Raw genomic sequence first — 11,188 nt, 5'->3', positions numbered from 1 at the left:
ATCCCAAAAAAAATTAAGGTGTGCATTGCACACCCTACGACCAATCACAAATTACCGTACAGGTGACGGGCGATCGAATTAAACAGTTGAGAATCAAAAGGGCGAACGATGGGACTTGAACCCACGAATGGTGGTACCACAAACCACTGCCTTAACCACTTGGCTACGCTCGCCGTATCAGTTTTAACTATAGCATCAGATCTCAGCACAAGTCTAGGGGTAAGGCAAAAATATTTTGAAATATTTCTGAGCGTCCCTGAACCGGACAGATCGATTGTGCCTCAAATTCCAAGCACAGTAAGAGTTTAGCACAATTTTCGCTCTGTGCGATCGGCCTGTGCGATCGGCAATAATCTCGCTCCCAGCAGTCAATCGATTTTAGATTTTAGATTTTAGATTTTAGATTTTAGAATTGACCCCACGGATAAATTCGGGGGCTCTTTTATCGGATACAGGTTTTTTATTTATGGACGGATGAATCTGGGGGCTTGTATCCTGGATGCTTTCGGTAATGTAGCCTGGGTTAGGCCGATCGGGCAGCGTCCCGATTCGATCCAGCGCATTAAAATAGCCTTATCAGCTCAGGCGCATCTACATTTTACAGTCCTGTTTGATAAAACTCACCTCTGGCACCATTTTCAAGAACAGGCTCTCCGGCCTGTTCCACAAAGAATGAATTTCTTGTGGGGAGTAGGGGTTGGGCATCCAGCCCCTAAAAGCCTTATTGAGAATGGTGCAAAATCTCAGATGAAATGCTTGTGGGGTGTCCCGCCCGCCCGAAAAATCCAATGCAAGAAGCGGGACAGCTTATCCCACACCGCATGAGTTATCAACCATCCCTCTTCCTTCGCGCAGCTTCGCGTCTTCGCGGTTCGTTTAAAAAAAGTCTTCTGTGCAATCTAAAATCTAAAATCTAAAATCTAAAATCGATATGAGCTACTGTGTCAACCCAGAATGTCAAAATCCTCAAAACTCCCACACCGCTAAATTTTGCTTAAACTGCGGTTTTAACCTGTTGCTGAGACAGCGATATCGCCCGATTGAACTTTTAGGTAGAGGCGGATTTGGTAAAACTTTCCTAGCAATTGATGAAGACATCCCATCTGTACCCCGCTGTGCAGTCAAGCAATTTTATTTTTACGACCGTGACCCCGAAATTTTCAACAAAGCCGTTGAATTATTTCGCCAAGAAGCCGTCCGTTTAGACGAACTCGGAAAACACCCGCAAATCCCCACATTATTAGCCTGCTTTGAACAAGAAGGTCATATTTATTTAGTTCAAGAGTTTATAGAGGGGCCGACTCTTAAACAAGAATTAGACAAGAGTGTCTACGATGAAAATCAAATTTGGCAACTGCTGCAAGACTTATTGCCGGTGCTGCAATTTATCCATGAGAAGCGCGTCATTCACCGGGACATCAAACCCGAAAATATTATCCGCCGCCAGTCGGACAACAAACTCGTATTGATCGATTTCGGCATTGCCAAACTGCTGACTGATTCAGCGATACTCCGTTCAGCAACGCTCATCGGCAGTCAAGATTATGTAGCTCCCGAACAAATGCGTGGCAAAGTATTTCCTGCTAGCGACCTTTACAGTTTAGGTGTTACTTGCATTCGCCTAATGACGCAAGTTCCTCCCTTGGATATGTACGACTGCAACCACGAGCGCTGGTGGTGGCGCGAGTTTCTCCCCAAAGCCACGAGTATTAGCGAGGAGTTAGGTGAAATTTTAGATAAATTGCTGCAAACTCGTCTCACTCAGCGGTACAGTTTTGCTACGGAAGTTTTGCAAGATATCCAAGCAGCTTTAGATATTCGTCATCAAAATTTGCTTTCGCCCAAAACGCCGATCGCTCCTGCTCTCAGTAATAGCAACAACTCAACCGATCTCAGCGTCCTACAAACTTCTGATTCTCCCATTTTACCGACCAATGCCGTCGCCGATTGTGCAGAAGATTTTTCCTTATCTGTTACTTCAAATCTCGATCAGACTATGATTTCGTCACGGGGAGTTGATTATACCAAACTGCGAAATTTTTTGTCTAACCAAAAATGGAAAGAAGCCGATCGCGAAACTTGGGGCTTGATGTGTCAATCTCTTTCCCAGCCACCGGGAACTCAGCTAGAAATTAGCCAAATTTACCAGCTACCCTGCGAAGATTTGCAAACACTCGATCGCCTTTGGTTGCGCTACAGTCAAGGTCGGTTTGGCTTCAGCGTCCAAAAGCAGATTTATGAAAGCGTTAAGGGAGACTATATCAGATTTTGCGATCGGGTTAACTGGCAAACCTACAATTCTGCTACTACTTTAGGGCAGATTAAATTTAGTCAGCAAGCACCAATCGGACACCTCCCATCTCGCAGTTGGGTTGGCGGCATTCAGTGGCTGCGGCATCTCGATGCCCTGTCTGCCAAATTAACCGAGTGCGACAATAATCCTGCTCCTAAATTGTAATTTGGTCTACCGACTCACTAAGTAAAATTTCATATTTAAACTCTACCTGAAAGCAGAGAAATTTGTCGAGCTAGATGTATCCATCGACCGAGGCTCGGTGCGATCGCTTGTCGCACAATGGATTCTGAAGGCGAACACAGATAAAGTCTGCAATCCTTCAGACTTTAACAACAGAACTAAAAAGAGGTACCGATCCATGTTTTTTCACAAAAAAGAATTAATGGCAGCAGTCAGAGTAGACGAAGCCAACCCCCGTTTTGCCCAATTGCTGCTAGAACAGTTTGGCGGAGCAACCGGAGAACTGACAGCAGCTTTGCAATACTGGGTGCAGTCCTTTCACTGTGAAGATGCAGGGATTAAGGATATGCTTCAAGATATTGCGATCGAAGAATTCAGCCACTTAGAAATGGTGGGCAAACTCATCGAAATGCACACCAAAAATGTTGACCAAACAGAAGCTTATAAAAGCACTTTGTTTGCCGTGCGCGGCGTAGGCCCGCACTTGTTGGACAGCCAAGGTCAAGCTTGGACTGGTGCTTATGTCAACGAAGGTGGCGATGTGGTGCGCGATTTGCGCGCTAATATCGGTGCGGAAGCAGGAGCTCGCCAAACCTACGAAGAGTTGATTAAACTAGCACCGGATATGGGAACGAAAAAGACGTTGCAGTTTCTGCTGACTCGCGAAATTTCTCACACTCAAATGTTCATGAAAGCTTTGGAATCCTTGGGTAAACTCACCGATCCGATGTTCGGCAATATTCCGCCAGATTCCACTGTGGATCTCTACTTTAACTTGTCCACAAATGGCAAGGACGAACGCGGCCCTTGGAACTCGGAACCTACTTTCAAATACATTGCAGACCCCGCTCCCAAAGGTTAATTTGAGAGTTGTTTAGAGTGTGTGGCTTAGAAGATTTAAGCCCATTATTAAGTAATTTTTAAGTCGCGCACCTTCTTTTGTAAGGTGGGCGGCTTAGAAGATTTAAGCCGTGTGTTGAGTAATTTTCAAGCCGGGTACTTTGCTTTAGTTGTTAGAGGTGCGCGACTCCGAAGCTTCGGGTTGAGGGTTGAGTATTTTTCAAGTCACGCGCCCTAGAATGTTACAATTATTTGAAATCCCGATCGAACATTAACATCAAATCCATATTGAAATTGCGCTCATCCACCTATTTATTAGTCTCTCACGGCAGCCGCGACCCCAGACCCCAACTAGCTTTGGAAAACCTAGGTCAACTGCTGTCTCAAAATTTGGCTGACTCCTTCCCCGCAGTAGCAACCGCCACTTTAGAACTCGGGCCCGCACCGCTACACGAACAAATTTGCAGTTTTGGCGAACGTACCCTGTCGCTGGGACTGACACAATTGCAAATCCTGCCTGTATTTTTATTGCCGGGAGTTCACGTCGCTGAAGACATACCGGCCGAGGTGGAAATTGCCCAAAAAACTTTTGGTGATAAGTTAAAAATTGAATTGCGCCCGCATTTAGGTTCCCAGGAAGCAGGCTTAACAAAATTGGTAAAAAGTCAGATGCAAGAGGTGAATTTTCTCCCCAATCTGCTATTGCCAAAATGGATTTTATTATCTCACGGCAGCCGTCGCCCCGGAGGTAACTCGATTGTTGAGCAAATTGCCAGCAAACTCGGTGCACAGACAGCTTATTGGTCGGTAAAGCCGAGTTTGTCAGAGCAAATTGACAGTTTGGTTCGTGGTGGACAGCAGCAAATTGGAATTGTGCCATACTTCTTATTTAATGGAGGAATTACAGATGCGATCGCCAAAAATGTCGCACAGCTAAAGCAGCAATTTCCTGCGGCGGAACTTCATCTCGCAAATCCTCTAGGCCCAAGTGTACAATTAGCAGACTTAATTGAGAATTTAATTCAAAAATGAACCGTAGAGGCACAGAAGAGGTAAAGGAAGAAAGAAAAATGTCTTTAGGAAAAGTGTATTTAGTAGGTGCGGGCCCCGGAGATCCGGGTTTGATGACTTTGAAGGGAAAAGCTTTGTTAGAGTGTGCGGATGTGGTGATTTATGACGCTTTAGTCAGCCCTCAAATTTTGGCAGCAATCAACCCCCAAGCAGAACGAATTGATGCCGGAAAACGCAAAGGCCGCCACTCGTTAATGCAAGATGAAACAACTCAGTTAATGATAGAAAAAGCTGGAGATAATGCGATCGTAGTTCGTCTCAAAGGCGGCGATCCGTTTATCTTCGGTCGCGGCGGCGAAGAAATGGAAGAGTTGGTAAAAGCAGGAGTGTCAGTAGAAGTCGTCCCCGGTGTCACTTCTGGAATTGCGGCCCCTGCTTATGCGGGAATTCCTTTAACACATCGATCGTACAGTTCCTCTGTCACCTTTGTCACCGGTCACGAATCAGCGGGAAAATATCGACCGGAGGTAAATTGGCAGGCGATCGCCCGCGGCTCCGAAACCATTGTAGTATACATGGGAATCCACAATTTGCCTTACATTATCGGCCAGTTAACAGATGCAGGATTGAGTGCAGAAACGCCCATAGCGTTAGTGCGCTGGGGAACGCGGCCGGAACAAGAAGAATTGGTCGGAACTTTGGGTACCATTGTAGAGCAAGTTGAGGCGGTTGGATTTGCAGCACCTGCGATCGCAGTCATCGGAAACGTCGTCAATTTGCACTCAATATTGTCTGGCTGTCGGCCAGTTTCTCAGAATGTAGAATAAGCGGGAAAATTGGGTCAGAAGCGATCTAATTTCGATCGCTTTGATTTCGCTTTCTCTGAAGTGGCTCGCCAGCGGGGACGAGGGCCCGCTCGATGTCATTCCTGGACGCATCAATGACAATTCGTGAGTTTAGTCTAGCGACTGTCTATTCCAGCCTCACTTGGGCCCCCCACAAATCTTGCGGGAGAAATACTCTGTCGGTGGGTAGGGGAGCAACTGGGGCCGTGAGGGTAAATTGACCCGCTTCAATTTGCTGCTTCAATTCCAATGCTACTTGCCGGGAGAGAAACATACTCGCAAGGGGGGCGGCCCGTACTGGTTTGCCCTCTATCAGGATGCGGCCAGTCTTTAATTGAGCATAGCTGACTAAACCGAAGGTGGGACGAACGCGCCGGGGGATAGAGAAATCTACCACCGGCGCTACTATTTTTTTGTCGGATACTGCACAGTGGGCGACGACTGTTTCGTTTAAGACGGGAAACGGGATGCCGACTCCCAGCATCAGGGATGGGCCGTAGTTTTTGAAGTAGCACCCGCGCACCCATTTCGAGTTCATCTGTTTGGCGTCGCCGATGAGTGCGAGGGTGGCGGCCGGGCCGATGGGGGTGCGGTTGGGCTGGCGTTTTTGCAGCGGGAAGTGCTGGGTTCCTTCCCAGGTGATGTAGCCCTGAGCGCCTCCTAGGAAGATGCGGGTGCCGATGCCGATGATTTCGAGGTCGGGGTCGTTTAGCAGGGGAGACATGGCTCCAAGGTTGGAGTAGACGGCGTTGCCGAGGTTTGGTTGCAGGGGGCCGAGGTAGGTGAACAGCGGGCGATCGCCCCCATTGACGCCAACAATAAAGTTTTGATATGCGTTACGGGGATTGAATAAATAAAACTGGTTGATGGTATCGCGGGTAATCGTGCTTTCAAAGGAGGCGCGGGGGTAGCAGTCTGTTACTTGTCCGAGGGCGCGCAACTGCACGGGTTTGCCTGCTATTAAGTCTTCGATGACGTGTCCGCCGCCCCGTTCGCGGGATTCTTCGCCGTCTTCGGCTACTTGGGTGGCTCCCAGGTACAGGTCTACTGCCCCGAAGCCTGAGTAGGCTAAAACGCCGTCTAGCCAGCACTGGCGGATTTTGATCGGCGGGTCGGTATGGCCGAGGTTGATGATTGCACCGGAGGATTCCATCGGCTCGAAAGTGCCGGTGGTAATCACATCGACTTCTTTGGCTGCTTGGGTAATGCTGGTTTCTTGAACTCTAGTTTTGAGTTCTTCGATTGTCCAGACGGTGGCTTTGCCTTGGCTGATTTTATCGTTGATTTCGTCGATCGATCTCATATATTTTAGATTTTGGATTTTAGATTTTAGATTTTGAATTGATTGATTTTGGATTGACTTTGGATTGATGGAATGTCGATCGAGCGAATGCTGTTTTGGCGATCGACCTCCGTTTGATAAGACCGCAAAATGCTATAACAGATATCAGGATTATATTATAAATAAAATAAAGAGCGATCGCCAGGACTCAATCGATATTAAAACCAGTCACTTTCGATGAATTTATTGACTGGTATCCTGAAAATTCTGAAAACCGTTACGAACTGCACAATGGAACTCTTATTGAAACGCCTAAAGCCACCGGAAAACATTCAGAAGTAGCGGGCTTCCTTGTCGCTGAACTCAACTTTGAAATCCGACGACTAGGACTTCCTTACTTCGTTCCCAAAGAATGCGTTGTCAAAGCTGATAATGAGTTATCTGGTTACGAACCGGATGCGATCGTTTTGGACAGGCAAGGGACGGACAGCGAACCGAGATGGAAAAAGGAATCTATCATTAAAATGGGGAGTTCTGTCCGGCTAATTGTCGAAGTTGTCAGTACCAATTGGCGGGATGATTAGGGCTACAAATTGGTTGACTACGAAGCTTTGGGCATTTCTGAATACTGGATTGCGGACTATTTTGGACTTGGCGGGCGACGCTATATTGGCAATCCTAAACAACCTACTTTTTCTGTTTACCAGTTGATTGACGGTGAGTATCCAGTCAGTCAGTTTCGGGGTAGTGATAGGGTTGTGTCACCCACATTTGGGCAGTTGAATTTGAGTGTTAAACAGATTTTTAGCGCCGACAGAGATACGGTAGAAAATGCGAGGCTTGAAGATAGTTAGTTGAGGGTGTTCGTACCACAAATTTTCTACGTTTGTAGTGAATACTTCTGTCCTAGAACTGGGAATTAATCAGGAGTGAAGTCATTATGAACCTTAACTATTGATTGTCATGAGCCTCATTTTCAGCATGATCCGGGATGTTGGGTTTCTGTTCTGGTAAATATTTTTCTTGCAGGGTTTCGGTGACTCCTATAGATTCATGTTTTTCATTCATAGCAGAATCGATTGCTGCTAAGGTTTTAGGACTGGCACTCCACTGGTTTAGAATATCTTTAATGAGGGCTTCCCTAATCCAAACTTGAGCTACAACGGTGAGGGGTAGGGCTAGCAATAAGCCTAAAAATCCAAAGAAGGTGGCAAAAAATACTTGAGCTATTAATGTTACTGCGGGCAGCAGTGATACTTGTTGTGCCATGACGTAGGGGGTGAGGAGGTTACTTTCAAATTGTTGAATTAGAAAGTAAAGTATCAGTACAAAACCTGATTTTAACGGAGAGTCTAAAAGTGCGATCGTCATTGGGGGAATGACGCTCAAACCAGGCCCGATATTGGGTATTAGATTCAGCAAGCCCGCTAAAACAGCGTGAGCTAGAGCTAGGGGAACCTGCAATACTGACAAACCAATTAAACTCAGAAAAGTGATGACACTCATGCTAATTAAAGCGCCGATTACCCATCGACCGAGAGCTATTTCGCATTCATCTAAGATGCCATCGACTCGTCGCCGATAGAAAGAGGGAAATAGTTGGATGAATGCTTTGCGGTAAGATAGAGGTTCGGCTAATGTCATCAAGGTCAAAACTATGACGAGCAAAAAGCTGAGGATAACGCCTAATGTGTTGCCGACAAAGGCTCCTGCACCGCCGACGAGTTGGTTGAATAAAGGTTGCAGTTGTTGCATGATGTCGTTAACATCAAGATTTGGTAGCCGCTGGCCAAATTGTCCTGAAAAGCGACCCTCAAATTGATCTATCCACTGATTTAATCTTTCTATTCCTTGAGGAGCTCTTTGGGTAAGTTGTTGAAACTGTTGGGTAAAGGGCGGTACAATTATCAGGAATAAGCCTACGAATACGAGGATTAGGAAGCTAACTGATAAGAGTACAGCGATCGATCTTTTGAGCCCGAATTTTTGCAAGTAGCGTGCTAGTCTGTTTAAGGCTGTGGCTAAGACGACGGCGGCAAACAGCAGCAGTAAGGCCTGCCTGATTTGCCACAGGATGTAACAAGATGCGATGAGGGCTAATAAGCCCATCCACTGTCCTAGCTTCATTAGATTTTAGATTTTAGATTTTAGATTTTAGATTGAGGAATACGGTATTGGGAATGGCTGCTTGTTAATTGTTCAGCAGCCCAGAAGCGATGAATCGCCTCTATACAAGATACAGCAGATGGGCGCGATCGCATCTTTAATCACATACCCCTACTCAGACTTCAGCATAAGCAGCCTCATCACTTCTCTTTTGCGAACACCTGCTGCGCTGTCAGCTTCAATTCTGGGAAAGTTCGGGACTCAATACCCTCGCCGCCTCTGAACAGTTTGACTTGGTATTTCCCGTCAATTAGTTGGTAAATCGAAAAAGTGGGTTGTTTGGGGTTGCCAATAAATCGTCTGCCGCCCAATCCTAGATAGTCTATAATCCAATATTCCTGAATACGCATTGACTCATAGGCCTCAAGCTTTAGGGCATAATCATCACCCCAATAGTGCTAGTTACCTCGACGATTAGGGGGACTGATGAACCCATGGTGATTGATGATTTCTCCCATCGCGGCTCGTTGCCAATGGTTTGTTCGTTAAGTACAATGATATCTGGCTCATACCCAGATTCCTCGCTGATGGGTTTGATGACACATTCTTTGGGGATGAAGTAGGGCAAATTGAGACGCTCAATCTCTATTCCGACTTGCAGTGCGGTAAAACCGGCCATTTTAGAATGTTTATCTGTTGCTTTTGGTATTTCAATAATTTCTCCATTGTGCAGTTCGTAGCGGTGTTCTGAGTTTTCAGGATACCAGTCAATGAATTCATCGAATGTTACTAATTCAGGTATGATTTGAATCATGGTGAATGGCTCAACTTGGGTTTTGATAAGCTGTACGGGGAATTAATATTTTGGCAAAAACACAGTCTTTAGACCAAGTAGCGATCGCACTTTTTGATTGTGTCTCTACTGCTGCTGTTGGCGCGATCGCCAGCCGAGGATGGCAGCGAGGATGATACTGGGGGTAAAGACGGCGATTAGGGCGTTGAGGTCCGTAGAGGGTATGGATAAGCTGGGCCCTGCGTACTTGATGGCCAGGGAAAGGGCGGCGGAAAGGGTGAATACTTTGAGGATGGGGCTGATGTTGGTGTTCATGGACGTGGTAGTTGGTTGGGCGATCGGTTTTCACACTATTATTGCAAGTATGTGTTGCGGGTGGGCTTGCAGTTTGGGCGTGAGGTGGGGGCGATCGCTTTTCCTAGGCGAGGCGCTGATGAGATACCTTTACATCTTAGAATAGGGAGTACCACAGCACAATTTAGCAACATCAGGAGCGATTCAGGATGGATACCCAAGAATCAGAGTTAATAGAGAAAATTCGTCAACAATTTGACAATGCCCCTTATCCTAGAATTCCCCTAGAGACATCTCCTAAGAATAACTATCAGATTCTGTATCTCCATAATTTGGTAACAGCTTACTATATAAGAAATCAGAAAGTCATAGAAACCAAAGGAAAAGTTATTTTAGATGCCGGCTGCGGCAGCGGGTACAAATCGTTAATTTTGGCAGAGGCAAATCCGGGAGCCAAAATTGTTGGCATCGATTTATCCGAAGAGTCTGTTAAGCTAGCCCGACAGCGCTTGCAATATCACGGCTTTGAGAATATGGAGTTTCATGCTCTGTCAATTGAAGAACTGCCTAGCTTAAACCAGCAGTTTGATTATATCAACAATGACGAGGTGCTTTATCTCTTGCCAGACGCAGTTGTCGGATTGCAAGCCATGAAATCAGTTTTGAAACCGGATGGAATTATTCGCACCAACCTCCACAGCTCCCTCCAGCGAAGTTCTTACTTTGCAGTTCAAAAAGTATTCAAAATCATGGGATTGATGGATGATAATCCTAGGGAGATGGAGATAGAGCTAGCCAAAGAAATTATACAGGACCTAAAAGATGACGTGGCTATTAAGTCAAGAACATGGAGTTCTCCAGCCGAAAAAAACGAAGAATGGATGCTGGCTAACTATTTGCTGCTGGGAGATAAAGGCTATACTGTACCTGAAGTGTTTTCAGCATTAAGAGCTGCTGATTTAGAATTTATTAGCATGGTGAGTTGGCGGTTGTGGGACTTGACGGATTTGTTCAAGGAGCCAAATAACATACCTGCGTTTCTGGCAATGAGCTTGCCAGACATTCCTGTGGAACAACGGCTGCACCTGTTTGAACTTTTACATCCAGTTCATCGTTTGATAGACTTTTGGTGCGGTATTCCCAACCAAGCTCAGTCGTTTGTACCAGTTTCAGAATGGACTGTGACTGACTGGCAGCAGGCAAAGGTGCATCTGCATCCTCAGCTCAGAACTCCCCAGTTAAAAGAAGATTTGCTTAAATCTATCACTAACCAGAGTTCCTTCGAGATTAGCCGTTATGTCACTTCGCCAACCTTAGTGCCGATTTTAATAGAGAGCAGTGTGGCAGCTTGCTTGCTGCCTCTGTGGGAAGGCGTGCAGCCTGTGAGATCGTTAGCGGAGCGCTGGCTCAACCTCAGACCCCTAGACCTTGTAACCCTGGAACCTGTGAATCAGGAGAGAGCCTTCAATGAAATCAAGGAACTCTTGATGAGCCTAGAAGTCTTTCTGTATGTGCTTTTGGAGCATTAAAGCCAGGAGTTG

The 11,188-nt window shown here is 46.1% G+C and carries 8 protein-coding genes, 1 tRNA gene and 2 pseudogenes; 7 read left to right on the top strand and 4 right to left on the bottom strand.

The annotated features are described in order from the left end of the window. Positions 1-100: 100 nt before the first annotated feature. Positions 101-173 (bottom strand) — tRNA-His (locus QUB77_RS08005). Between the two features lie 758 nt (positions 174-931). On the opposite strand from QUB77_RS08005, the gene QUB77_RS08000 reads away from it, so the two are divergent. The 4 genes from QUB77_RS08000 to cobA all read left to right on the top strand — a co-directional run bounded on the left by QUB77_RS08000 (position 932) and on the right by cobA (position 5,154). Continuing rightward, positions 932-2,458 carry a serine/threonine-protein kinase gene (locus QUB77_RS08000; RefSeq protein WP_333171090.1) on the top strand — a complete coding sequence of 509 codons (1,527 nt, stop codon included), beginning with the start codon at positions 932-934 and terminating at the stop codon, positions 2,456-2,458. A gap of 196 nt (positions 2,459-2,654) precedes the next feature. Beyond that, positions 2,655-3,338: a manganese catalase family protein gene (locus tag QUB77_RS07995; RefSeq protein ID WP_333171088.1), complete on the top strand. Its 684-nt coding sequence runs from the start codon at positions 2,655-2,657 to the stop codon at positions 3,336-3,338. Positions 3,339-3,604: 266 nt separating this feature from the next. Further along, complete coding sequence (locus QUB77_RS07990; RefSeq protein WP_333171086.1) at positions 3,605-4,348, top strand: sirohydrochlorin chelatase; 744 nt, start codon at positions 3,605-3,607, stop codon at positions 4,346-4,348. After that, complete coding sequence (gene cobA / locus QUB77_RS07985; protein ID WP_333171084.1) at positions 4,345-5,154, top strand: uroporphyrinogen-III C-methyltransferase; 810 nt, start codon at positions 4,345-4,347, stop codon at positions 5,152-5,154. Before QUB77_RS07990 ends, cobA begins: the two co-directional genes overlap by 4 nt. A gap of 145 nt (positions 5,155-5,299) precedes the next feature. Here cobA and QUB77_RS07980 read toward each other — a convergent pair whose 3' ends face one another. Continuing rightward, complete coding sequence (locus tag QUB77_RS07980; RefSeq protein WP_333171082.1) at positions 5,300-6,475, bottom strand: homocysteine biosynthesis protein; 1,176 nt, start codon at positions 6,473-6,475, stop codon at positions 5,300-5,302. A 176-nt stretch (positions 6,476-6,651) separates the two neighbouring features. Between QUB77_RS07980 and QUB77_RS07975 the strand changes: the two are divergent. After that, a pseudogene (locus tag QUB77_RS07975) lies at positions 6,652-7,308 on the top strand (Uma2 family endonuclease). A gap of 97 nt (positions 7,309-7,405) precedes the next feature. Here the strand turns inward: QUB77_RS07975 and QUB77_RS07970 are convergent. Together QUB77_RS07970 and QUB77_RS07965 are read right to left on the bottom strand one after the other, a co-directional pair. Next, entirely contained in the window at positions 7,406-8,581 is a 1,176-nt protein-coding gene (locus tag QUB77_RS07970; RefSeq protein ID WP_333171080.1) for an AI-2E family transporter, read from the bottom strand. A gap of 179 nt (positions 8,582-8,760) precedes the next feature. Next, positions 8,761-9,374: pseudogene (locus QUB77_RS07965) on the bottom strand (Uma2 family endonuclease). A gap of 202 nt (positions 9,375-9,576) precedes the next feature. On the opposite strand from QUB77_RS07965, the gene QUB77_RS07960 reads away from it, so the two are divergent. Together QUB77_RS07960 and QUB77_RS07955 are read left to right on the top strand one after the other, a co-directional pair. Next, positions 9,577-9,813: a hypothetical protein gene (locus QUB77_RS07960; protein ID WP_333171078.1), complete on the top strand. Its 237-nt coding sequence runs from the start codon at positions 9,577-9,579 to the stop codon at positions 9,811-9,813. A 43-nt stretch (positions 9,814-9,856) separates the two neighbouring features. Further along, positions 9,857-11,176 (top strand): methyltransferase domain-containing protein, encoded by a 1,320-nt coding sequence (locus QUB77_RS07955; RefSeq protein WP_333171076.1) that lies wholly within the window; start codon positions 9,857-9,859, stop codon positions 11,174-11,176. The last annotated feature ends 12 nt before the right edge of the window (positions 11,177-11,188 follow it).

The sequence above is a fragment of the Microcoleus sp. AT9b-C3 genome, from assembly GCF_036705485.1.
Taxonomy (GTDB): Bacteria; Cyanobacteriota; Cyanobacteriia; order Cyanobacteriales; family Microcoleaceae; genus Microcoleus.
The sequence above is the reverse complement of the archived record's forward strand: the minus strand, read 5'-3'. Positions and strand labels throughout refer to the sequence as shown.